Raw genomic sequence first — 25,191 nt, 5'->3', positions numbered from 1 at the left:
AGCCACGGCCCGGAGGAAACTTTGTTCACCATAGGACACAAGGTTTCCTGCGGCAAGAGCCACCCGCGGGTACGCCGGTCGCGGTGCGGCGTAGCATCGTTCGCCATAGGACACGTTGTGTCATCGAGGGTGGACGGCACGCACCGCACCGCGCGGCCCCGTCGGCCGAGGGGCACGGGAGAGGAAGACGCCAGTGATCAACCGGGTGCGCCGGCTGCGCAAGGAACGGCTGATGACCCTGGAGGCGCTGGCCGAGCGGTCCGGCGTCACCAAGAGTTACCTGTCGAAGGTCGAACGCGGGCAGAGCGTTCCCTCGATCGCCGTGTGCGCCTCCCTCGCGAAGGCTCTCGAAGTCCCCCTGGACAGCCTCTTCGCCGACGCCGAGGAGCTGAGCGAGGTCACCGTCACCCGGGCCGCGGAACGTCAGGCCCTGACCTCCCCGGACGAGCCCGGCACCCGCTACGAGGGCATGGCGCTCGACGCCGGCGCCAAGAGCATGACCCCGTTCATGCTCCACCCGCCGCTCGACGACGGCCCCTCCCCCTTCCGGGACCACCCCGGCGAGGAGTTCGTCTTCGTCCACGAGGGGCGGGTCGAGCTGATCCTCCCCTCGCGCGTGATCACGCTCGACCGCGGCGACTGCGCCTACTTCAAGGCCACCACACCCCACCGGCTCCGCTCCCTGGGAACCCGGCGCGCGACGGTCCTCCTCCTGGTCTCCCACGACCACGACACTCCGGACGACGCCCGGCCCCCGTACTCCCACCTGCCCTGAGGCGCACCGGGCGACAGGGCGGACGGGAGTACGGGGGCCGGGCACGGCGTGGGTTCACCGTGTTGCGGCGCGTCGGGCGACGACGGGCGACGGGCTCAGGCGGCGGCCGGGTTCCTGGTGTCGGCGCCGTCGCCCTCCGCGGCGGGCGTGGAGCGGGGGCCGGCGGCGGGCGGGGCGGGGATGACGGCGGCGACGGCGGCCGCGATCAGGGCGACGCCGCAGCCGATCACCAGGCCGACACGGAACCCGCTCTCCGAGGGGAGGGTGTGGCCGCCCAGGGTGGTGGTCATCTGGGAGAGGACCACACCGACCACGGCGGCGGACACCGAGGTGCCCAGCGAGCGCATCAGGGTGTTGAAGCTGTTGGCCGACGCCGTGGCGGACAGCGGCACGGCGCTCATGATCAGCGCGGGCATGGCACCGTACGCGAGGCCCACGCCGCCGTTGGAGACGACGGCGGCGAGCAGCACGCCCCAGGTCGAGCCCATCAGCGGGAGCGCGAGGCCGTAGCCGGCGGCGATCGCCAGCGCGCCGGCGACCAGGGTGAACTTGGGGCCGCGCACGGCGGAGAGCCGGCCGCCGAGGGGGGAGACGAACATCATCATCAGACCACCCGGGGCCATCCACAGGCCCATCGCCAGCATCGACTGGCCCAGCCCGTAGCCGGTGGCCTTCGGCAGCTGGAGCAGCTGCGGCATGACCAGGGCCTGGGCGTACATGCCGAAGCCGACCAGGACGGAGGCGGCGTTGGTGAGCAGCACGCGCGGGCGGGCGGTGACCCGCAGGTCCACCAGCGGGTCGGCGACGCGCAGTTCCCAGCGGCCCCAGAGCAGGAGGACGGCCGCGGCGGCGGTGAACAGGCCGAGGGTGCGGGTGCTGCCCCAGCCCCAGTCCCCGCCCTTGGAGACGGGCAGCAGGAGGCAGACCAGGCCGATGCTCAGACCGGCGGCGCCGACGAAGTCGAAGCGGCCACCGGCGGCGGGGCGGGTGGTCTGGGCGGGGACGACGGTCCGGATCATCACGACGATGACGAGGGTCAGCGCGGCGGTGGCCCAGAACAGGACGCGCCAGCTCGCGTAGTCGGCGACGCCGGCGGCGATCGGCAGGCCGAGGCCGCCGCCGATGCCCATGGAGGCGCTGACCAGCGCGATGGCCGAGCCGAGCCGCTCGGGCGGCAGGACGTCGCGCAGCAGGCTGATGCCGATCGGCACCAGGCCCATGCCCATGCCCTGGAGGGCCCGGCCGGCGATCATCGGCACGACGGAGGAGGACAGCGCGCACAACACCGAGCCGAGCAGCAGCGGGACGCAGGAGGCGATGAGCATCGTCCGCTTGCCCAGCAGGTCGCCCAGGCGTCCGCTGATCGGGACGAACACGGCGGCCGAGAGCAGGGTCGCGGTGATGACCCAGGAGGCGTTGGAGGCGGTGGTGTGCAGGAGCTGGGGCAGCTCGCTGATCAGCGGGGTGACCAGGGTCTGCATGATCGCGGCGACGGTGCCGGCGAACGCGAGCGTGGCGACGATCGGTCCGGTACGGAGGGCGGGGGCGGGGCCGTTGATGACGGGCCTCCTCGGGCTCGGCAGCCAGTGGGGCTGGGCTGTGCGGCGGAGACGGGAAGTGTCTGATGCACACCATGTGCAGCATGCACAAGGCAGTCAGCATACATGGAATGTGCATCGTGCACATCATGTGTCAGGTGCACTCCTCTGGCATACTGAACGTGATCCACGAAGAACCCGCAGGTCAAGCGGTGACGAAGGGACCTCGCCATGGCCAGCCCCACCCACCAGGTCGCACTCGAGTTCCTGGTGTTCTCCCGGCACCGCGACCTCGGCCAGGTCGGCAACGGCCCCGAGGGCAGCCAGCTCGAACGCGGCGCCTACGTCCTGCTCAGCCGCGTCGACGCCCAGGGCCCCATGTCCATCGGCCAGCTCAGCGACGCCTTCGGCCTGGACGTCTCCACCCTCAACCGGCAGACCGCGGCCCTCCACCGCGCCGGGCTCCTGGAGCGCATCCCCGACCCCGACGGCGGCATGGCCCGCAAGTTCCGCCTCACCGAGGAGGGCCGCCGGCGCCTGGAGCAGGAGCGCCAGGCCCACGTCCGCGCCCTGGACCTCGTCATGGCCGACTGGCCCGAGCAGGACGTCGCCGCCTTCGCCGGGTACCTGCGCCGCTTCAACACCAGCATCGAACGCATCGACGGACGGGACTGGCCCCGCCCCTGACGCCCGGTCGGGTTCCGGCCCTCCCGGTCCCGACGCGTGGGTGATCATCCTGGGCGTAGGCTCTCGGCTGATCACAGGGGCAGGAGAGGAAAGACATGGGCCAGAAGATCATCCGGTTCTCGGACCTGACCGGCAAGCACGCGGAGAACGACGGGGACCTGGTGCGGGTCGTGGTGCTCCAGCACCCCGAGCTGACGGACGGCCCGGTCGAGATCGACGCGCTCGCCGGGGAGTTGAGCGAGGTGCCGGAACTGGCGCTCGACCTGGTCACGGTCGAACTGCACCACCCGGACCGGGAGGAGCCGCAGACGGTGGTGATGGAGGTGGAGACGTTCAACCGGCTGGCCTCGGCCACGCCGATGTCCGAGGTGCTGCGCGGCGCCCGGCGGGCGACCGAGGCCGACCTGCCCTCGACGGCCGCCGCCAACGGCCGGGAGCGGGTCAACTACGCCAGCCTGGAGCACGCCGGGCGGCCGCACAAGGGCCGCACGACCGAGGCGGAGAAGCAGGTCGTCCGGCAGCACCTGGACGAGATCAACGAGCGGCTCGCCTCCGAGGGCGTCCGCACGATCGACCCGGACAACACCGAGCACGTGACCCGCTACGGCCTGGACACCCTGGCCCGGGAGACCGGCGTGATGCTCGCCTGACCGGCCCTCACATCCGCCGCCGGAGCCGTCGTGCGGACCCGGCGGCGGACGCGGCGCGTCAGTGGTGGCGACCGCGCCGGCCGAGGGTCTCCTCGGGCGTGGCGCCGGGGCGGGTCCACTGCGCTGCGGGTCGGCCGGTCGGGCCCCAGGTGGCGTTCCCGTCCGCGTCCGAGCGCCAGTACCAGCAGGTCGGCACGCCGTGCCCGCCGACCGGCGAGCCGACCTGGGGCGCCTCGGGCCAGCCCTCGGGGTTGTCCTCCCACGCCTCGCGGCGGCCGTACGGCGTCATGTCGAGCAGCGGCAGGAAGCCGTTGACCGGCTCGTTGCCGCGGCCCGTCGTGGAGTAGGTGAGGAACGCGCGGTCTCCGTCGCGCAGGAAGCAGGCGATGGAGCCCATGCCGCCGCCGACCGGCGCGGGCACGTCGCGCACCGAGTACCAGGGCTGGGTGTAGCCCATGAACTCGACGTAGGGCGCCACCTCCTCCCAGGGGCCCGTCGTCACGATGGCGAACGAGACGCCGCGGGCGTTGAGGTAGACGGCGTCCTTCAACTGCCAGGCCATGGTGGTGCAGCCCTCGCACTGGCCCTGGTGCGGTGCCCCGTCGTGCCACATGTGCTTGTAGACCGCGAGTTCCTCGCGGCCCTGGAACAGCTCCAGGAACGGGAGCGGGCCCTCGGGCCCGACGACCTTGACCGTCCCGTCGAACTCCACCATCGGCAGCCGGCGGCGGGCCGCGGCGATGGCGTCGCCCTCGTAGGTGTGGGCCTTCTCCCGGACCAGGAGCTCGTCCCGGGCGGCCTGCCAGGTCGCCAGGTCGACCACGGGCGGGCGGCCGGGCCGTGCGGTGGCTTCGTCGTCGTTCGGCCTGATCGTCATGATGTCCTCCGTAACGTCTCGTGCCGGGCACCGCCCACGGTGTCCCGCGACGCTCCCCCACGGCAACGGGCCCTCGTGCTGAACCGCGCTTCCGGTGAAGGCGCCTGCGGCGACCGGTACTTGGAGCCGGTCGCCACAGGAGCCGCTACCAGCGGCGGCGCGGTGGCACCGGGTTGAGCTTGGCGCTGAGCGCCGAGAGGAAGGTCGGGAGCTTGTCCACCATGGACTTCGGAACCGGGGTGGTCTGGATCGTGTCCCGCCGCACGTCCTGGACGACGAGCGTGTAGGTGCCGTCCTCCTCGATGAGTTCGGCGGCGAAGAGCAGTCTCTCCATCAGCGCTCCCGGGCCTTGGTGTCGTTGAGCCAGGCGGTCCACACCGCGGTGGCCTGTTGCTCGTCGGTGTCCTCGGCGAACAGGTGATGGCCGAGCCAGATCGGCCAGTTCCAGGTGCCGCCGTTGAAGAAGCGGTAGAGCGCGTCCGGGCCGCGCAGGCCGATGAAGTCGGCGCTGAGCCAGTCGACGACCACCTCCTCCCGGCGGCCGTCCGCGCCCGGGAGGTCGAGCGCCAGCCGGTCGCCGACGGCCGCGTCGTCGGCGAGGCCGAGGCGTCGGCGCAGCGCGGCGAAGTCGGCCGGGTCGGCGGCGGGTTCGGGGCGCTGGGCCCTGACGTAGACGGCGGGGCGGCCGGCGAAGTGCCGCAGGTACTCGGCGAGGCCGTGCTGGTAGAAGTCGACGTGCTTCTCGGCCGCGTCCGACTTGGTGTCCCAGGCCCAGGCTTCGTCGACGACGCCCGTGTGCACCCAGTGGATTCCCATCCGCAGATGGCTCGTTCCGCCGCCGGCCGGCTCGATCCGGTAGCTGAGCGTGTTGGAGAACCCTCCGTCCTGGGTCGCCCGGACGGCGAAGTGGCTCGGCGGCTCCCACGCGACGACGGTGGAGTCGCCCCGGGTGACCTTTCCGCCGACGCGCGGCTCGACCTCCATCGGGTAGAGCCAGCCGAGGTTGCCGGCGCCGGTGGCGACCGCGTCCCAGACCTGTTCGGGTGTGGCGGGCAGGTCCTGTTCCCGGCGGACCTCGAACTCTCGGGCCATCGTCGCTTCTCCTTCGTCGTCGTTCATGGGTCAGTAGGTGAGCGGCAGGGCACTCAGCCGCCGTTGCAGCGGGTTGGGCCGCCAGTCCAGCACCGCCCCGTCGGCCAGCCGCAGCTCGGGCAGCCGGCGGACCAGCGTGCCGACGGCCACCTCGGCCTGGAGCTTGGCCAGCGGGCCGCCGAGGCAGAAGTGCGGGCCGTTGCCGAAGCTCAGGTGACGGTTGCCGGGGCGGGCGAGGTCGAGCCGGTCGGGGTCCTCGAAGCGCTCGGGATCGCGGTTGGTCGCGGCGAGGAACAGGTACACCAGCTCCCCCTCCCGCAGCGTCCGCCCGCCGATCTCCAGGTCCTCCGCGACGACCCGGACGATCGCCTGGGTCACCGTGTCGTAGCGGGCCAGTTCGTCCACGGCGGTGCGGATCAGCCCCGGCTCCGCGCGCAGCCGGGCCAGCTGGTCCGGGTGGCGCAGCAGGGCGAGCACGCTGTTGCCGACCAGGTGGGTGGTGGTCTCGCCGCCCGCGGTGATCAGGACGAAGCAGGTGGACAGCAGTTCGGAGTCGGTGAGCCGGTCGTCCTGCGCCTGCGTGGCGACCAGGGCACTGATCAGGTCGTCGCCCGGGTCGGCCCGGCGCCGGCGGACGAGTTGGGCGAGGTACTCCTCGTACTGCCCGATCGCCTCCTCGGACTTGTCGATGTCCTCGCCCAGCCGACCGAAGCGGCGGAACCAGGTCTCGACCTGCGGGCGGTCCCCGGACGGGATGCCGAACAGCTCGCAGGTGACGGACATCGGCATCGGGGAGGCGACCGCCTCGATCAGGTCCATGATCGGCCCCGCCGCGACCGCCTCGTCGACGAGCCGGTCGACGATGCGCTGGACGCCGCCGCGCAGGGCCTCGACCCGCCGGGCGGTGAAGGCGCGGTTGGCCAGCCTGCGCAGCCGGGAGTGGTCCGGCGGGTCGGTGTTGGTCATCACCCGGCCGAGCCGGTCGGTGAGCCGGCTGAAGGCCTTCAGGTCGCCGCCGAGCGCGACGTAGGCGCGGGTCATCCGGTCGCGGTCGTTGGAGAACCGCGGGTCGCTCAGCGCCGCCTCGACGTCGGCGTACCGGGTGAGGTACCAGATGCCCTGGTCACTACGGTGGACCGGGTCCTCGCGCCGCATGCGGGCGTAGAACGGGTACGGGTCCCGGCGCGCCTCGGGCGTGAGCAGCGCCGCGGCGAGGTCGCCGGGCCGGGCGAGGCCCGCGCTGTCGCGGGCCTCGTCCAGGGTGTCGGTGGAGGTCACGTGGGCCGCGCTACCGCTGGGCGTCCATGGCGTCGGCGAGGCTCCTGGGCCGCATGTCGGTCCAGGACCGCTCGACGTACTCCAGGCAGGCCGCGTGGGTGTCGGGGCCGTGGGCGACGGTCCAGCCCGCGGGGACGTCCGCGAACTGCGGCCACAGCGAGTGCTGGTTCTCGTCGTTGACGAGCACGAGGAAGGTGCCGTCCTGATCGTCGAAGGGGTTGGTCATGGGTCAGTCCTCCTGGTGGGAACGGTGGGAAACGGTGGTGTCGCCGATGGCCTCGGCGATCCTGGCGGCCAGGACCGGGCCGATCTGGGCCAGCGAGCCGGCCTGGGTCATCCGGTCGTGCCGGGTGGTGATCTCGTGGGAGTCGATCCGGCCCGTGACGTACGGGCGCCAGATCCCGGGCCCGGCGTTGTCCTCGGCCCGGTCGATCGTGGAGTTGAACAGCAGCAGGTCTCCCTCGAACCCGCCGGGGACGAAGTCGACCGCCAGCTTCGCGTTGTTGATCATGATCTGGACGATGACCTCGATCTGTCGCTCGGTCAGGCCCTGCAGCGCGCTGCCCCGCCGGTTCAGCACCTCGGCGACCTCGGCGTAGGTGATCTCCTGGTCGCCCAGCTCGTCCGGGTCGACGTCGAGCACCCCGACGAGCACGTCCCGCACGGTGGGCACCGGCACCTCCTCGAACTGCACGTCCTTCACCGGGTAGGCGTCGAGGATCGCCAGCAGCGCGGTGCGTTCGCCACGGGTCTGGAGCTCGCAGGCGATCGCGTGGGCGATCAGCCCGCCGGCGGACCAGCCGAGCAGCAGGTAGGGCCCCTCGGGCTGGATCTTCTGGATCTGGTCGGCGTAGTCGGCCGCCATCTCCTCGTAGGACGTCGGCAGCGGCTCCGGGCGGCCGAGGCCGCGCGCCTGGAGCGCGTAGACCGGGTGCTGAGGAGCGATGTGGTTCAGCAGCCCGCTGTACGACCAGCTGATGCCGCCGCCGGGGTGGATGCAGAACAGCGGCGTGCCCGTCCCGGTCGAACGCAGCGGCAGCACCACGTCCAACGCGTCGTCGGGATTGTCCATGACCAGGCGTTCGGTGAGCCCGGCCACGGTCGGCGCCTCGAACAGCATGCGCAGTCCCAGCTCCAGGCCGAGGGTCTCGCGCACGCGCGAGGCCAGGCGGGCGGCCAGCAGCGAGTGCCCGCCGAGGTCGAAGAAGCTGTCGTCGATGTGCACCTGCTCCCGGCCGAGGACCTCGGCGAACAGGCCGCACAGCAGCTGCTCCTGCGGGGTCCGGGGGCCGCGCCCGGCGCCCGACGCCCCGTACTCGGGGGCGGGCAGGGCGGCCCGGTCGAGCTTGCCGTTGGCGGTCAGCGGCAGCGCGTCCACGGTGACGAACGCCGCCGGCACCATGTAGTCGGGCAGTTCCCGGCGCAGCCGGCCGGACAGCTCACCCGCCTCGGGGGCCCCCTCGGGGGTGGGCACCAGGTAGGCGACCAGCCGCTTGTCACCCGGCCGGTCCTCCCGGGCGACCACCGCCGCCTGGGCGACACCCGGGCAGCCCGCGAGGACCGCCTCGATCTCGCCGGGCTCGATCCGCAGGCCGCGCAACTTGACCTGGTGGTCGGCGCGTCCGGCGAACTCTAGCGTGCCCTCGGCCAGCCACCACGCCAGGTCGCCGGTGCGGTACATCCGGCTCCCGGGCGGGCCGTACGGGTCGGCGGTGAAGCGCTCCGCCGTCAGACCGGGCCGGCCGAAGTAGCCGCGGGCCACACCCGTCCCCGCGAGGTACAGCTCGCCGACCATGCCCGTCGGCACCGGCCGCAGGTGGTCGTCGAGCACGTAGGCGCGCATGTTCGCCATCGGCCCGCCGATCGGCACGGTCGCGGCGTCCTCGTCGAGGGCGCGCACCGGGTGGCAGGTGGCCAGGGTCGTGGCCTCGGTGGGCCCGTAGCCGTTGACCACCCCGATGCCGGGGCAGGCCGCCAGCACCCTCGCGACGGCGGCCGGGGAGACGACGTCGCCGCCGGTCCACACCTCGCGGACCCCGGCGAGCAGGCCCGGACGCTCCTCGGCGACCAGGCGGAACAGCCCGGCCGTCAGCCACAGTCCGGTCACCCCGTGCGTGGTGATCGTGTGCTGGAGCAGGTCGAGGTCGAGCTGCTCGGGCGGTGCGACCACGACCCGGCCGCCGTTGAGCAGCGGCACCCACAGCTCGTAGGTCGAGAGGTCGAAGGCCGTCGGGGAGTGCATCAGCACCCGCTCGTGTCCGCCGCCTCGCCACTCCGGGGTGAGCGCGTGTCCCACCACGTCGCGGTGGGTGACGGCCACGCCCTTCGGCCGCCCGGTCGAGCCGGAGGTGTACATGATGTACGCCAACTGCCTGGGTTTACACGGGACTTCGATGCCGGACGGATCGGGCTCGGACTGCACCAGTGCGGCCAGCACCTCCTGGGTGAGCACCAGGGCGGCCCCGCTCTCCCGCAGGATCAGGTCGATCCGGGAGGACGGGAAGCGCGAGTCCAGCGGCACGTAGGCGCCGCCCGCCTTGATGATCGCCAGGATCGCCACGACGAGCTCCGCCGAGCGGTCCAGCAGCACCGCGACCGGGGTCTCCGGCCGTACGCCCTGGCGGATCAGTGCCCGCGCGAGGCGGTTGGACCGCAGGTCGAGCTCCCGGTAGGTCAGCTCGGTGGCGCCCGCCACGACGGCCATCGCGTCCGGGGTGGCCCGCACCTGGCGGGCGAACAGCTCCGGCACCGCCGCCTCGGGCAGCTCGGCGGCCGTGTCGTTGAACCCGTGCAGCAGCCGGTGGCGTTCGGCGTCGGACATGATGTCGATCCGGCTGATCGGCCGGTCCGGGTCGGCGACCGCCGCGCGCAGCAGCCGCGCCAAGCGGTCGAACAGCAGCTCCACGGTGGGCGCGTCGAACAGGTCGGTGGCGTACTCCACCGCGCCGACCATGCCGTCGGAGCTGCCGTCCGGGCGGAACTGCTCGGCCAGGCTGATGGTCAGGTCGACGCGGGCGGTGCCGGTCGACGCCTCCAGGTGGCCGGTCTCCAGCCCCGCGAGCGCGAACTCGCCGAGCGGAGCGTTCTGCAGGGCCAGCATGACCTGGAACAGCGGGTGGTGCGCCAGCGACCGCACCGGGTTGACCACCTCGACCAGGTACTCGAACGGCACGTCCTGGTGGTCGTACGCGGTGAGCGCCTTCTGCCGCACCCGGCCGAGCAGTTCGGCGAAGCCGGGGTCGCCGCCGGTGTCGGTGCGCAGCACCAGGGTGTTGACGAAGAACCCGACGAGCTCGTCCAGCGCCTGGTCGGTACGGCCGGCGATGGGGCTGCCGATCGGGATGTCGGTACCGGCACCGAGCCGGGTGAGCAGCGCGGCCAGACCGGCCTGGAGCACCATGAACAGGCTCGCACCGCGCGCGGCGGCCAGCTCCCGCAGCGCCTGGTGCAGTTCGGCGTCCAGTCGGACCACGACCCGGTCGCCCCGCTGGGAGGCCACCGGCGGCCGGGGCCGGTCGGCGGGAAGCTGCACCTGCTGCGGAAGTCCGGCCAACTCGTCCTTCCAGTAGGACAGTTGCCGGGCGAACAGACTGCCCTGGTCAGCGGCGTCGCCGAGCAGATCGCGTTGCCACCGGGTGTAGTCGGCGTACTGCACCGGCAGCGGGGACCACCGCGGCTCCTCGCCCCGGCAGCGGGCCGCGTAGGCCGCGGCCAGGTCTCCGGAGAGCGGGCCCATCGACCAGCCGTCGGCGGCGATGTGGTGCACCACGACCAGCAGGACGTGCCGGTCGGGCGCGAGCGCGTACAGCTCCGCCCGGACGGGCGGCTCGGCGGCCAGGTCGAAGCCGCGTTGGGCCGTCTCCGCCAGGCGCTCGGCCAGTCGGCTCTCGTCGAGCTCGACCACCGGCAGTGCCGGGCGCGCCCGCGAGGTGCTCAGCACGAGCTGGTACGGCACGCCGTCGATCTCGCGGAAGACCGTCCGCAGGCTCTCGTGCCGGGCGACCACGTCCGCCAGCGCGGCGTGCAGGGCGGGCCGGTCGAGGGAGCCGGTCAGGCTCAGCGCGAGCGGCATGTTGTAGGTGGCGCTCGGCCCGTCCATCCGGTGCAGGAACCAGAGGCGGCGCTGGGCGAAGGAGAGCGGCACCCGGTCGGGGCGGGGCCGGGCCGTCAGTGCGGGCCGCACCGCCCCGGAGCCGTCGAGGCGGACCGCCAGAGCGGCCACGGTCGGCGTCTCGAACAGCGTCCGGACCTCCAGCTCCGCGCCGAGGGTCGCCCGGACCCTGGAGGCCAGGCGGGTCGCCAGCAGGGAGTGCCCGCCCAGGTCGAAGAAGCTGTCGTCCACTCCGACCTGCGCCAGTCCGAGGATCTCGGCGAACAGCTCGGCGAGGAGCTGCTCCTGCGGGGTGCGCGGGGCCCGGCCGACGCCGGCCGAGCCGAGGTCGGGGGCGGGCAGAGCACGCCGGTCGAGCTTGCCGCTGGCCGTCAGCGGCAGGGCGTCCAGCGCCACGAACACCGACGGGACGAGGTGGTCGGGCAGCCGCCCGCGCAGCCAGTCGCGGAGTTCGCCGATCAGGGCGCCGGTTCCCCGGTTGCCGGTCGGGCGGTTGGTCAGCGAGGACAGCGCCCTGCCGGCGGCCCGGGCGGGCCGGTACGGCTCGACCGGTGAGCCCTGGTGCGCGTGCGGGGCGGCGAAGACGACGTCCAGGGCGTCGGCCTCGGTGGCCGACCAGGTGACGGCCACCCGGCGGTCGAACTCCCGCCCGAGGGCGTGGAAGTCCTCCGGGTCCGGGAGGTCGCCCTCCTCCGGGGCGTGCAGCCGCTCCAGCAACCCGGCGAGCGAACCGTCCCCGTTCTGCACCGCCAGGGCCAGGGCGGCCTCCCGCACCACCCGGCGGTTCGGCACCCCGGTGATCCGCAGCACGTCCGCGGGCGGCTGGGCGAGGAGTTCCCGCAGTTCGGCCGGTCCGGTGAGCTGCCGGCCCCACTCCAGCTCGACCGCCCGGCCCGGTGCCGCCGGCGCGGCCGGGGCCTTGTGCAGCGTCACGTCGTAGCGGTAGCGGGTCAGCTCGTTGTGGTGACGGCCGCTCTTGACCTCCACGGCCACCGCGCCGATGCCCGTGCCGCGCTCCCGCAGGACGGCGAAGAAGTCCGGGTCGACCAGGAGTTCCTTCTCGACCCTGACGGCCTGCTCCACCGCGCGGTGCACCGCCGCCAGGTCGGCGCCGTCGCCGGCCCGGTGCAACTGGACGGCGGTGGCCAGGGGGCGCAGCAGTCGCAGGTTGCGGACGTCGCCGATGAACAGGGCGCCGCCGGGGGCGAGCAGGCCCATCAGTTTCCCGATCACGTCCGTGAGGTAGTCGGCGGACGGGAAGTACTGCACCACCGAGTTGATCACGATGGTGTCGAACTCCCCGGCGGGAAGCCCCTCGGTGTCGTGTGCCGGGCGGGTGTGCAGGACGACGCGGTCGGCCAGGCCGTCCTGGCGGGCGACCTGGGCGGCCAGCGCGTCGATCGCGGTGGCGGAGAAGTCCGTCGCCCAGTACGTCTCGCAGTGCGGGGCGATCTGCGAGAGCAGCAGGCCGGTGCCGACGCCGACCTCCAGCACCCGGCGCGGGCGCAGGGCCAGGATCCGCGCCACGGTGGCGTCCCGCCACTCCCGCATCTGCTCGACCGGGATCGGGCTCGCGTCGTAACTGCTGTTCCAGCCCACGAAGTTCTGGCCGAAGGCGACCTCCTCGGGAGCGATGGGCAGGGCGTCGTAGATGTCCTGCCACTCACCCACGTGGTCCGCTTCGAGACCGCTGTCGCGATCGGCGTCCTGGCGCGGGACGACGTAGCCGATGAGCCGGTCGTCCTGGGCCAGAACGGCGGCCCGGGCGACGGCGGGGTGCTCGGCCAGGGCCGCCTCGACCTCGCCGGGCTCGATGCGGAAGCCGCGCACCTTCACCTGGTCGTCGGCCCGGCCGACGTATTCGAGCTGGCCGTCGGCACGCCAGCGCACGAGGTCGCCGGTGCGGTACATCCTGGCGCCCTCCGGCCCGAACGGGCAGGCGACGAACCGTCCGGCCGTCAGGCCCGGCCGGTTCAGGTAGCCGCGTGCCAGGCCCGCGCCCGCGACGTACAGCTCCCCCGGTACGCCCGGCGGGACCGGCCGCAGCCGTTCGTCCAGCACGTACACCCGCGCGTTGACGATCGGACGGCCGATCGGCGGTACGCCCACGCCGGGTGCGAGCGGGTCGCTCATCGTCGCGCAGACCGTCGTCTCCGTCGGACCGTACGCGTTGATCATCCGGCGCCCAGGTGCCCAGCGGTCCACCAGCTCCGGCCCGCACGCCTCGCCCGCCACCACCAGCGTCGACACGGACACCGCGCCCTCCGGCACAGCGGCCAGGACCGACGGGGGCACCGTCACATGGGTCACCGCGAGGGCCGGGTCGGTCAGCGCGGCGAGCGACTCGGCCGCGGGAGGCAGCACCAGGGCCGCACCGCGCAGCAGGGCCGTAAAGATCTCCGACACCGAGGCGTCGAAGCTGGGCGAGGCGAACTGGAGCACCCGGCTGTCGGGTTCGATCGCGAACCGCTCGATCTGGGCGGCGACCAGGCTCGCCACACCGCCGTGGCCGACCACGACGCCCTTGGGACGGCCGGTCGATCCCGAGGTGTAGATCACGTAGGCCGGGTGCCGGACATCCAGCACCACACGAGGATCGGTCTCCGGCCACTCCCCCTCGGCCACCATCGCCGGATCGTCGACCACCACCGACGGCCGCGCGTCCTCCAGCATGAAGGCGATCCGCGCCTCGGGGTACGAGGGATCCACTGGCAGGTAGGCGGCCCCGGCCTTCAACACGCCCAGGACGGCCACCACCGACTCCACCGACCGTGGCAACGCCACCGCCACGATCTGCTCCGGCCCGACGCCCCGCGCGATCAGCGCATGCGCGAACCGGTTCGCCCGCGCATCCACCTGCGCGTACGTCAACTCGACGTCCCCGTGCACGAGCGCGACCGCATCCGGCACCGCCGCCACCTGCGCCGCGAAGGCCTGCGGCACCGGAACGGCGTCCACCTCGCGGGCGGTCGCGTTGCCGTGCTCCAGCCGGTGCCGCTCGTCGGCGTCGAGGAGGTCGATACCTCCGATCGACTGCTCCGGGTCCGCGGTGACCGCCTCCAGCAGCCTGGCCCAGCGGGCGACCAGGGCCTCGACCGTCGAGCGGTCGAACAGGTCAGTGGCGTACTCCACCGCACCGACGATCCCGGCCGGATCTCCGTCCGGACCGAACTGCTCGACGAGGCTCACCCCGAGGTCGAACTTGGCGGTTCCGGTGGCCACCGCGTAGGTGGCGACGTCCAGACCGGGCAGCGAGAACCGGCCCATCGGCGCGTTCTGCACGGCCAGGATGGTCTGGAACAGCGGGTGGTGCGACAGCGACCGGGAGGGGTTCAGCACCTCGACGAGCTGCTCGAACGGTACGTCCTGATGAGCGAACGCGGACAGCGAGGTCTCCCGCACCCGCCCCAGCAGCTCGGCGAACGACGGATCACCGCTCGTGTCCGTGCGCAGCACCAGCGTGTTGACGAAGAACCCGACCAGCTCGTCCAGCGCCTCGTCCGTACGGCCCGCGATCGGACTCCCGATCGGAATGTCCGTCCCCGCGCCCAGCCGCGTGTACAGCGCGGCGAGCGCGGCCTGCAGCACCATGAACAGACTCGCACCCGAACCCCGCGCCAACTCCACCAGCGCGACGTGCAGTTCGGGGCTCAGCTCCAGGCCGACGTGGTCCCCGCGCCAGCCTGCGACGGCCGGCCTCGGGCGGTCCGCGGGCAGCGGGATCAGCTCCGGCAGGTCGGACAGCTGCCGCTTCCAGTAGTCGAGTTGCTCGGCGAACCGGCTCTGCGGGTCGGCGGCGTCGCCGAGCAGCTCGCGCTGCCACAGGGCGTAGTCGGCGTACTGGACCGGCAGGGCCGGTCGGCTCGACGCCCGGCCCTCGCAGCGGGCGGCGTACGCCTCGGCCAGGTCCCGCGCCAGCGGCCCGGTGGACCAGCCGTCCCCGGCGATGTGGTGCATCACCAGCAACAGCACGTGCTCGTCCGGCGCGAGGGCGAACAGCTCCGCCCGCAGCGGCGGTTCGGCCGCCAGGTCGAACGGCTTCCGGGCGAACTCGGCGAGCCGCTCCGGCAGTTCGCCCTCCGACACTTCGGTCCGCCAGGCCCGGGGCCGGGCCGCTCCCGGGTCCAGGACGCGCTGGCACGGGACGCCGTCGACCTCCGGGAACACCGTCCGCAGGCTCTCGTGCCGGGCCACCACGTCCGCCAGCGCCTCGTCCAGCGCAGCCCGGTCGAGCGTCCCGGTCAGCTGGAGCGCCAGCGGGATGTGGTACGTCGCGGCGGCGCCGTCCATGCGGTGCAGGAACCAGAGCCGCCGCTGCGCGAAGGAGAGCGGTACCGTCTCCGGCCGCTCGTGTGCGGTCAGCGCCGGGCGGGGGCGGCCGGCCTCGGCCAGCGCCTCGGCCAGGCCCACCACCGTGGGCGCCTGGAAGAGCGCCCGCAGCCCGAGCTCCACGCCCAGCACCGAGCGCACGCGGGCGACCAGCCGGGTGGCGAGCAGGGAGTGCCCGCCGAGGTCGAAGAAGTCGTCGTCGACCCCGACCTGCGGCCGGCCCAGCACCTCGGCGAACAGCTCGCACAGGATCTGCTCCTGCGGGGTGCGCGGTGCCCTGCTCGCCGCCGTGGTCGCGGACTCGGGTGCGGGCAGCGCCGCCCGGTCCAGCTTGCCGTTCGGCGTCAGCGGCAGCGCGTCCAGCACCACGAACACGGCCGGCACCAGGTAGTCGGGCAGCCGGTCGCGCAGGTGCGCCGCCAGCGCTGCCGGGCGCACGGCCGCGCCGGGGCGCGGTACCGCGTAGCCGACGAGCCGGTCGTCCTGCGCGAGGACGGCGGCCCGGGCCACGGCGGGGTGCTCGGCCAGGGCCGCCTCGACCTCGCCGGGCTCGACGCGGAAGCCGCGCACCTTCACCTGCTGGTCGGCCCGGCCGACGTACTCCAGCTCGCCGTCCGCCCGACGCCGCACCAGGTCGCCGGTGCGGTACATCCGAGCGCCCTCCGGCCCGAACGGGCAGGCCACGAACCGTCCCGCCGTCAGGCCCGGCCGGTTGAGGTACCCGCGCGCCAGACCGGGGCCGGCGACGTACAACTCCCCCGCCACGCCCGGCGGCACGATGCGCAGCCGCTCGTCCAGTACGTACACCCGGAAGCCCGCGACCGCTCGCCCGATCGGCGGCACGCCCGAGCCGGGCGACAGGGGGGCGCTCATCGTCGCGCACACCGTCGTCTCCGTCGGACCGTACGCGTTGATCATCCGGCGCCCGGGCGCCCAGCGCGCCACCAGCTCCGGCGGGCAGGCCTCACCCGCCACCACCAGGGTGGAGGCCGCGAGCTCGGCGCCTTCCAGCGCGGCCAGGGCCGAGGGCGGCAGCGTCACGTGGGTGACGTCGAGCCGACGGTCCGCCAGCGCCTCCAGCGGGGCTTCGGCCGGGGCCAGGACGAGGGCGGCGCCGGTGAGCAGGGCGCTGCACAGGTCCCAGAAGGACGCGTCGAAGCTGGGTGAGGCGAACTGGAGCACCCGGCTGCCCGGCGCCACGCCGAGCCGCTCGACCTGCGCCGCCACCAGACCCGACACCCCGGTGTGGCTGACCGCGACGCCCTTGGGACGGCCGGTCGAGCCCGAGGTGTAGATCACGTACGCCGGGTGCCGGGCGTCGAGCGCGACCTGAGGATCGGTCTCCGGCCACTCCCCCTCGGCCACCGTCGCCGGGTCGTCGACCACCACCGAAGGACGCGCGTCCTCCAGCATGAAGGCGATCCGCGCCTCGGGGTACGAGGGATCCACCGGCAGGTAGGCGGCCCCGGCCTTCAACACGCCCAGAACCGCCACCACCGACTCCACCGACCGCGGCAACGCCACCGCCACGATCTGCTCCGGCCCGACGCCCCGCGCGATCAGCGCATGCGCGAACCGGTTCGCCCGCGCGTCCACCTGCGCGTACGTCAACTCGACATCCCCGTGCACGAGCGCGACCGCATCCGGCACCGCCGCCACCTGCGCCGCGAACAGCTCCGGCAGGCTCACGGGAGCCACCCCGCCCTCGACGGCGGGCAGCAGCTCGCACCGCTCCTCGGCGGACAGCAGGTCGATCGCACCGATCGGCCGGTCCGGAGCGGCGGCGACCGCGGCCAGCAGCCTGGTCCACCGGGCGACCAGGGCCTCGACCGTCGAGCGGTCGAACAGGTCGGTGCTGTACTCGATCGCACCGCTCAGCCCGGCCGGCGCGCCGTCGGGCCCGTGCTCCTCCGCGAACCCGAAGGTCAGGTCGAGCCGCGCCGTCCCGGTGAGCACGGTCACCCCGGAGACCCGGAGACCCGGCAGCTCGAAGTCGCCACCCGGCGCGTTCTGCACGACCAGGCCGGTCTGGAACAGCGGGTGACGGGACAGCGAGCGGGACGGGTTCAGCGCCTCCACCAGGTGCTCGAACGGCACGTCCTGGTGCGCGTACGCCGACAGCGCCGTCTCCCGCACCCGCCCCAGCAGCTCGGCGAACGACGGATCACCACTCGTGTCGGTGCGCAGCACCAGCGTGTTGACGAAGAACCCGACCAGCTCGTCCAGTGCCTCGTCGGTGCGACCCGCGATCGGACTCCCGATCGCGATGTCCGTGCCCGCACCCAACCGCGTGTACAGCGCGGCGAGCGCGGCCTGCAGCACCATGAACAGGGTCGCACCCGAGCGTCGCGCCAACTCCGCCAGAGCGGCGTGCAGTTCGGCGTCGATCCGGAGTTCCAGCAGGCCGCCGCCGTACGACATGGTGGCCGGGCGCGGCCGGTCGGCAGGCAGTTGCAGCTGGTCGGGCAGTCCGGCCAGCGCCTCCGTCCAGTGGGCGACCTGACGGGCGAACACGCTGTCCGCGTCGTGCTCGTCGCCCAGGAGCTCGTGCTGCCACAGGGTGTAGTCGGCGTACGTCACCGGCAACGGCGGCCATGCGGGCGCCCCGCCGCCCCGCCGGGCGGTGTAGGCGGTGGCCAGGTCACGGGCCAGCGGGCCCATGGACCAGCCGTCCCCGACGATGTGGTGCACCACCAGCAGCAGCACGTGCTCGTCCGGCGCGACCGCGAACAGCTCCGCCCGCAGCGGTACCTCCGAGGTCAGGTCGAAGCCACGCACCGCCGCCTCACGCAGCAGGGCGGGCACCTCCGCCTCTCCGGCCGCGCGCACCGTCAGCGGGACGGCAGCCTCGGTGGTGTCCAGCACCCGCTGGTACGGGACTCCGGCGATGTGCGGGAAGACCGTGCGCAGGGTCTCGTGCCGGGCCACCACGTCCGCGAGCGCGGCGCTCAGCGCGGCCCGGTCGAGGTCGCCGGACAACCGCAGCGCCAGCGGCATGTGGTAGGTGGCGCTCGGTGCCCCGAACTGCTGGAGGAACCAGAGCCGGCGCTGGGCGAACGACAGCGGCATCGGTTCGCGGCGCGGCCAGGGTACCAGGGCCTGCCGTGCGGTACCGGCGGAGTGCAGCCCGGCCGCCAGTCCGGCGGGTGTCGGGGTCCGGAACAGGCTGCGCAGCTCCAGCTCGACCCCGAGGGTCGCCCGGACCCGGGAGACCAGCCGGGTGGCGAGCAGGGAGTGCCCGCCCAGCCCGAAGAAGTCCTCGTCGACCCCGACCCGGGCCAGGCCCAGCACCTCGGCGAACAGCTCGCACAGGATCTGCTCCTGCGGCGTGCGCGGCGCCCGACTCGCCGCCGTGGTCGCGGACTCGGGTGCGGGCAGCGCCGCCCGGTCCAGCTTCCCGTTGGGCGTCAGCGGCAGCGTGTCGAGCAGCACGAACGCGGACGGCACCAGGTAGTCCGGCACCCGGTCGCGCAGGTACGCCGCCAGCGCCGCCGCCGTCGCCCCGACCCCCACCTGGGGGACGACGTACGCGACGATCCGGTCCTCGCGGGCGAGCACCGCGACCTGGGCGACGCCCGGGTGCGCGGTCAGCTCGGCCTCGATCTCACCCGGCTCGATCCGGAACCCGCGGACCTTCACCTGGTGGTCCACCCGGCCGGCGAACTCCAGCTCACCGTCGGCGCGCCAGCGCACCAGGTCGCCGGTGCGGTACATCGGCTCCCCCGCCGGACCGTACGGGTCGGCGACGAACCGGGCGGCGGTGAGCCCCGGCCGGTTCAGATAACCGCGAGCCAGACCCGCTCCGGCCAGGTACAGCTCACCCTGCACACCCGGGGCGACCGGCCGAAGTGACGAATCCAGCACGTACACCCGGCAGTTGGCGATCGGCCGGCCGATCGGCACCGGCAACGGGCAGTCGGCCGGGTCGGCCGGCAGCGGGTAGGCGGTGATCACATGGGTCTCGGCAGGGCCGTAGTGGTTGTGCAACACCCGGCCCGGCCTGCGGGACTGGAGGCGCCGTACCGCACCACCCAGGCGCATCGCCTCACCGGCCTGCGCGACCAGCCGCAGATGCGGCAGCTCCAGCCCGGCCTCCTCGGCCGCCTCGGCCAGCGCCTCGATCACCAGATTCGGCGCGAACAGCTCCTCGACCCGATGCCGGTCCAGCCAGCGGGCGAACAGCTCGGCGCTGCGGCGCTGCTCCTCCGTCGGCACCACCAGGGTCTTGCCGTACAGCAGCGCGGACAGCATCTCCTGCACCGAGACGTCGAAGCTGAGCGCGGTGAACTGCGCGGTGCGCGTGCCCGGTTCGCCACCGACGGCCGTGTGGTGCCACTCCAGCAGGTTCAGCAGTCCGGCGGCGGGCATCACCACGGCCTTGGGCCGGCCGGTGGAGCCGGAGGTGTAGATGACGTAGGCGGGGTGCCGCGCGTCCACGACGACGGCGGGATCGTGCTCCGGCTGCTCATCGGAGGGAGTGACCGCCGCGAGCTCGTCGAGCACCACGGCCGGCCGTGCGTCCTCCAGCATGTAGGCGATCCGGGCAGCCGGGTAGTCCGGGTCGACCGGCAGGTACGCCGCCCCCGTCTTCAACACCGCCAGGACGGCCACCACCAGCTCCACCGACCGCGGCAACCGCAGAGCGACGACCTGCTCCGGCCCCACGCCGCGCGCGATCAGCGCGTGCGCCAGCCGATTGGCCCGACGGTTCAACTCGCGATACGTCAGCGAGACGTCCTCGAAGACCACCGCCGGGGCCTCCGGGGTCGCCCGGACCCGCGCCTCGAACAGGGCGGGCAGCCCCTCGGCGGACACCGGACGCGCGGTGTCGTTCCGGGCGACCAGCAGCTCGTGCCGCTCCTCGGCGGTGAGGACGTCGATCCGGCTCAACGGCCGGTCGGGCTCGGCGACCACCGCCGCCAGCAGCCGCAGCCACCGGGCGACGAGGGTCTCCACCGTCGCGTGGTCGAACAGGTCGGTGCTGTACTCGACCCGCCCGACGACGCCCTCGGCCGGGCCGCCGGTGCCACCGCGCTCCAGCAGGTGGAAGCCGAGGTCGAACATCGCCGTGGGCGTCCGGACCAGGAGGATCTCGGAGCGCAGTCCACTCAGCGCGAACTCCGTGCGGGGCACGTTCTGCAGCGCGAGCAGCACCTGGAACAGCGGCTGACGGGCGAGCGACCGGGACGGGTTGAGGGCCTCGACGACGTGCTCGAACGGCAGGTCCTGGTGCGCGTACGCGCCGAGTGCGCCCTCCCGGACCCGGACCAGCAGCTCGGCGAAGGTCGGGTCGCCGCTCGTGTCCGTGCGGAGCACCAGGGTGTTGACGAAGAACCCGACCAGGTCGTCCAGGGCCTGGTCGGTCCGGCCGGCGATCAGGCTGCCGACCGGGATGTCGGTGCCCGCGCCGAGCTTGCCCAGCAGCGCCGCGAGTGCCGACTGCAACACCATGTAGACGCTGGCGCCGTGCTCCCGGCCCAGCCGGACCAGCCCGGCGTGCAGTTCGGCGTCCAGTTCGATCGCGAGATGGCCACCGGAGTGGGAGGGGGTCGCGGGGCGGTGGCGGTCGACGGGGAGCCGGATCTGCTCCGGCAGGTCCGCCAGTGTCCGCTTCCAGTAGGCCTCCTGACGGGCGTACAGACTGTCCGGGTCGGCCGCGTCGCCGAGCAACTGGCGCTGCCACAGGGTGTAGTCGGCGTACTGCACGGGCAGTGGCGCCCACTGCGGCTCCTCGCCCCGGCGGCGCGCCGCGTACGCGGTGGCCAGGTCGGCGGCCAGCGGGGCCAGCGACCAGCCGTCACCGGCGATGTGGTGCAGCACCAGGAGCAGCACGTGCTCGTCCGCCGAGAGCTCGAACACCTCGGCGCGCAGGGGCGGTTCGGCCGCGAGGTCGAAGCCCCGCGCCGCGGCCCCGGCCAGCAGTCCCGGCAGGGCCGGCTCGTCGGCCGGGGTGACCGACAGCCTCGGGCGCGCCTCTCCGGTGGCCAGCACCTTCTGGTGGGGCACGCCGTTCGCGGCCGGGAAGACCGTTCGCAGGGTTTCGTGCCGGTCGACGACGTCGCCCAGCGCGGCCTCCAGGGCCGCCAGGTCCAGTGGTCCGGAGAGCCGCCACGCGAGCGGCATGTTGTAGACGGAGTCGGCGCCCTCCAACTGGCGCAGGAACCACAGCCTTCGCTGGGCGGACGACAGCGGCACCACCGCGGGCCGCTCCGCCCGCTCCAGGGCGAGCCGGGCCCTGTCCGCACCGCCCAGCCCGGCGGCCAGCCCGGCCACGGTCGGGCTGCGGAACAGGGTGTGCAGCGGCAGCTCCACGCCCAGGGTCGTCCGGATCCGGGCCACCAGCCGGGTGGCCAGCAGGGAGTGCCCACCCAGGTCGAAGAAGTCGTCGTCGGCGCCGACCCCGGTCACGCCCAGCACCTCGCCGAACAGCCCGGCGAGGACGTGCTCCTGCGGGGTGCGCGGCGCCCGTCCGGCCGAGGCGCCGGTGACGTCGGGCTCGGGCAGTGCGCGCCGGTCCAGCTTGCCGCTGGCGTTCAGCGGCAGGGCGTCGAGGGTGACGAACACGGCGGGCACCATGTAGTCCGGCAGCCGCTCGCGCAGGTGCGCCCGCAGGTCCTCCGGCCGGGGCTCCGCCCCGGCGACGGGCACCAGGTAGGCGACCAGCCGGGCGTCCTGGACCCGGTCCTGCCGGACGATCACGGCGGCCCGCGCGACCTGCGGGTGTTCCGCCAGTGCCGCCTCGATCTCGCCGAGTTCGATCCGGTACCCCCGGACCTTGACCTGGTCGTCGGTGCGGCCGAGGAACTCCAGGTTCCCCTCCGGGTTCCACCGCACCAGGTCTCCGGTGCGGTACATCCTCCCTCCTTGCCCGCCATCGGGCAGGAGGGGCCCATCCCCGCTCGGCCCGGACGGGTCCGCGACGAACCGTCCCGCGGTCAGCCCGGGCCGGTTCAGGTAGCCCCGGGCCAGGCCCGCGCCGGCGATGTACAGCTCACCTGGCACACCTACGGGCACCGGCTGCAACGCCGCGTCGAGCACGTGCACCCGGACACCCCCTAGCGGCCGGCCGATCACCGGGCGCGGGCTCGCCTCCAGCGGCGCGACGACCGTGTCCACCGTGCACTCGGACGGTCCGTAGTAGTTCAGGCAGGACACGCCCTCGACCGCCCGCAGCCGCTCCCACAGCTGGTCCGGAACGGCCTCCCCACCCATCGAGACCACCGCCGGACGGCACCCCGGGTCGTCCAGGAACCCCCGCGCGACGAGGACTTGCAGGTAGGACGGGGTGGCATTGACGTAGTCCAGCCCGACACGCGTGACGTACTCGACGAAGGCGTCCGGGTCGGACCAGGTGGCCTCGTCCAGGACGTGCAGCTCGTGGCCCGCGTACAGGCAGGACAGCTGGTCGCAGGAGGCGTCGAACGACACCGACGTGGTCAGCCCCACCCGCAGCCGCTCCTTCGTCCGCTGGGGGAACAGCAGCGAGCGCTGGCCGGCGAACAGGTTGAGCAGGCCGCCGTGCGTCGACACCACGCCCTTGGGCTTGCCGGTGGACCCGGAGGTGTAGATGACGTACGCCGGGTGGTCCGGATCGACGGCAACCTCCGGGTCCTTCGCCGGGCAGCCCGCCACCAGTGCGGCCGTCGCCGGGTCGTCGACCACCAGCCAGTGGGCGGATCCGGCCTCCGGCAGCCGTTCCCGGGTGCGGACGTCGGTCACCACCGCGACCGGCCGGGAGTCGTCGAGCATGTGCCCGATCCGCGCGGCCGGGTACTCCGGGTCGAGCGGCACGTACGCGGCACCGGTCCTCAGCACCGCGAGGACCGTTACCACCAGCTCCGCCGAGCGCGGCAGTGCCACCGCCACCAACCGCTCCGGCCCCACACCCCTCGCGATCAGGGCGTGCGCCAGCCGGTTCGCCCGCGCGTCCAGCTCCGCGTACGTCAACGTCGCGTCCGGCCCCACCACGGCGACGGCGTCCGGAATCGCCCGCACCTGCGCCCGGAACAGCTCCGGCAGGCTCGCGGTGAAGGCCTGGGCCGCCGGGCCGGTACCCAGCGCCGTCAGCTCACCGCGCTCCTCGGCGGTGAGCACCCCGAACCGGCTGAGCCTCCGCCGCGGGTCGGCGACCGCGGCGCGGAGCAGCCGCACCCACCGCCCGATCATCGTCTCGACGGTGGCCGGGTCGTACAGGTCGCTGGTGTACTCGACGAGCCCGTCGATCCCCTCCGGGGAACCGTCCTCCGCGTGCCGCTCGGACATCGTGAAGATCAGGTCGAGCTTGGCGGTGGTCGACGTCAACGGCAGGTCGTCGACGCGCAGCCCGGGCGGTGCGAAGTCGGCCCTGGGCGCGTTCTGCAGCACCAGCATGACCTGGAACAGCGGGTGGTGCGACAGCGACCGGGCCGGGTTCAGGACCTCGACCAGGTACTCGAACGGAAGGTCCTGATGGGCGTACCCGGCCAGCGCGGTGTCCCGGACCCGGCCCAGCAGCTCGGCGAAGGTCGGGTCGCCCGAGGTGTCGGTGCGGAACACCAGGGTGTTGACGAAGTAGCCGACCAGCTCGTCCAGGGCCTGGTCGGTCCGGCCGGCGACCGGGCTGCCGACGGGGATGTCGTCGCCCGCGCCGAGCTTGCTCAACAGCGCCGCCAGCCCGGCCTGGAGCACCATGAACAGACTGGTCCCGTTGGCGCGGGCGAGCTCGCGCAGGCCGCGGTGCAGCTCGGCGTCCAGCCCGGCGTGCACGAAGCCACCCCGGTGCGAGGCGACCACCGGGCGGGGCCGGTCGGTGGGGAGCTGGATCCGCTCCGGGAGATCGGCCAACTGACCGGTCCAGTAGGCCGCCTGGCGGGCGACCAGGCTGTCCCGGTCGCCGGCCTCGCCGAGCAGCTCGTGCTGCCAGAGGGTGTAGTCGGCGTACTGGACCGGCAGTTCCTCCCACTCCGGCGCCACGCCTCGGCAACGCGCCGCGTAGGCGGCGGTCAGGCCCTGCGTGAGCGGGCCCAGCGACCAGCCGTCACCCGCGATGTGGTGGAGCACCACCTGGAGCACGTGCTCGTCCGTCGCCAGCTCGAACAGCTCGACACGCAGCGGCAGGTCGACCGCCAGATCGAAGGGACGGGCCTTCGCCGCCGCCGTCACGCCCGGCAGCTCCGCCTCGGTGGTCCGGCTCACGGGCAGCTGCGGGCGGGCCGCCACGGCGTCCAGCACCTGCTGGTACGGCACGCCGTCCACCGTCGGGAAGACGGTGCGCAGGCTCTCGTGCCGCTCGACCACGTCCGCCAACGCGGCCTCCAGGGCCCGCCGGTCCAGGCTCCCGGAGAGCCGCCACGCCAGGGAGATGTGGTAGCTCGCTCCGGCCCCCTCCAGCTGGTGCAGGAACCAGAGCCGCCGCTGCGCGAACGACAGCGGGACCTTCCCCCAGCCTTGACGGCCGGGAGGTGCCCCCATGGGCCGGGGACGCCGCACCAGTGCCAGCTGCGCCCGGCGGGCCCCCGCCAGGGCGGCGGCCACACCGGCCGGAGTCGGGCTCTCGAACAGGGTGCGCAGTTCCAGCTCGACCCCGAGAGTCGCGCGGACCCGGGCGGCCAGCCGGGTGGCGAGCAGGGAGTGCCCGCCGAGGTCGAAGAAGCTGTCATCGACGCCTGCCTCGGCCACCCCGAGGACCTCGGCGAACAGCTCGCAGAGGACCTGCTCCTGCGGGGTGCGCGGCGCGCGGCCGGTACCCGCCGGGGCGAGGTCGGGCGCGGGCAGCGCCCGGCGGTCCAGCTTGCCGTTGGCGGTCAGCGGCAGGGCCTCCAGGGTGACGAACGCGGCCGGCACCATGTACTCCGGCAGCCGCGCGGCCAGGTGCT

General features: G+C 73.7%; 10 protein-coding genes. 3 read left to right on the top strand and 7 right to left on the bottom strand.

Features of this window, described 5'->3' with window-relative positions:
- Nucleotides 1–193: 193 nt before the first annotated feature.
- Nucleotides 194–775: a helix-turn-helix domain-containing protein gene (locus tag RZ50_RS00060; RefSeq protein WP_196947830.1), complete on the top strand. Its 582-nt coding sequence runs from the start codon at nt 194–196 to the stop codon at nt 773–775.
- Nucleotides 776–870: 95 nt separating this feature from the next.
- Here the strand turns inward: RZ50_RS00060 and RZ50_RS00055 are convergent, their stop codons facing one another.
- Complete coding sequence (locus RZ50_RS00055) at nt 871–2,334, bottom strand: MFS transporter (RefSeq protein ID WP_217680367.1); 1,464 nt, start codon at nt 2,332–2,334, stop codon at nt 871–873.
- Nucleotides 2,335–2,544: 210 nt separating this feature from the next.
- On the opposite strand from RZ50_RS00055, the gene RZ50_RS00050 reads away from it, so the two are divergent.
- Entirely contained in the window at nt 2,545–3,000 is a 456-nt protein-coding gene (locus tag RZ50_RS00050) for a MarR family winged helix-turn-helix transcriptional regulator (protein WP_217680147.1), read from the top strand.
- Nucleotides 3,001–3,095: 95 nt separating this feature from the next.
- The gene (locus tag RZ50_RS00045) at nt 3,096–3,650 is read left to right on the top strand and encodes a hypothetical protein (protein WP_217680145.1); all 555 of its coding nucleotides are present in this window, start codon (nt 3,096–3,098) and stop codon (nt 3,648–3,650) included.
- Between the two features lie 58 nt (nt 3,651–3,708).
- On the opposite strand, the gene RZ50_RS00040 is transcribed toward RZ50_RS00045, so the two are convergent.
- From RZ50_RS00040 to RZ50_RS00015, 6 genes are all read right to left on the bottom strand, one after another.
- Entirely contained in the window at nt 3,709–4,527 is an 819-nt protein-coding gene (locus RZ50_RS00040; RefSeq protein WP_217680143.1) for a DUF899 family protein, read from the bottom strand.
- 145 nt (nt 4,528–4,672) lie between these two features.
- Nucleotides 4,673–4,861, bottom strand: a complete 189-nt coding sequence (locus tag RZ50_RS00035) for a hypothetical protein (protein WP_217680141.1) — start codon at nt 4,859–4,861, stop codon at nt 4,673–4,675.
- A complete protein-coding gene (locus tag RZ50_RS00030; protein ID WP_217680139.1) occupies nt 4,861–5,619 on the bottom strand; it encodes an SRPBCC family protein in 759 nt (252 codons plus the stop codon). Before RZ50_RS00030 ends, RZ50_RS00035 begins: the two co-directional genes overlap by 1 nt.
- Before the next feature lie 30 nt (nt 5,620–5,649).
- On the bottom strand, nt 5,650–6,897 hold the full coding sequence (locus RZ50_RS00025; protein ID WP_217680137.1) for a cytochrome P450: 1,248 nt from the start codon (nt 6,895–6,897) through the stop codon (nt 5,650–5,652).
- Nucleotides 6,898–6,907: 10 nt separating this feature from the next.
- The gene (locus tag RZ50_RS00020; RefSeq protein WP_217680136.1) at nt 6,908–7,123 is read right to left on the bottom strand and encodes an MbtH family protein; all 216 of its coding nucleotides are present in this window, start codon (nt 7,121–7,123) and stop codon (nt 6,908–6,910) included.
- A gap of 3 nt (nt 7,124–7,126) precedes the next feature.
- Nucleotides 7,127–25,191: non-ribosomal peptide synthase/polyketide synthase (locus RZ50_RS00015; RefSeq protein WP_217680135.1), on the bottom strand; the 18,065-nt coding region annotated here is incomplete at its 5' end.

Origin of the sequence: Kitasatospora sp. SUK 42 (genome assembly GCF_015776785.2) — a bacterium.
Lineage (GTDB): Bacteria > Actinomycetota > Actinomycetes > Streptomycetales > Streptomycetaceae > Kitasatospora.
The sequence above is the reverse complement of the archived record's forward strand: the minus strand, read 5'-3'. Positions and strand labels throughout refer to the sequence as shown.

What these genes read in the sequence shown, in the direction of transcription:
- RZ50_RS00035 (WP_217680141.1), bottom strand. Translation starts at nt 4,861, where the DNA reads ATGGAGAGACTGCTCTTCGCCGCCGAACTCATCGAGGAGGACGGCACC.
- RZ50_RS00050 (WP_217680147.1), top strand. Translation starts at nt 2,545, where the DNA reads ATGGCCAGCCCCACCCACCAGGTCGCACTCGAGTTCCTGGTGTTCTCC.
- RZ50_RS00020 (WP_217680136.1), bottom strand. Translation starts at nt 7,123, where the DNA reads ATGACCAACCCCTTCGACGATCAGGACGGCACCTTCCTCGTGCTCGTC.
- RZ50_RS00030 (WP_217680139.1), bottom strand. Translation starts at nt 5,619, where the DNA reads ATGGCCCGAGAGTTCGAGGTCCGCCGGGAACAGGACCTGCCCGCCACA.
- RZ50_RS00045 (WP_217680145.1), top strand. Translation starts at nt 3,096, where the DNA reads ATGGGCCAGAAGATCATCCGGTTCTCGGACCTGACCGGCAAGCACGCG.
- RZ50_RS00040 (WP_217680143.1), bottom strand. Translation starts at nt 4,527, where the DNA reads ATGACGATCAGGCCGAACGACGACGAAGCCACCGCACGGCCCGGCCGC.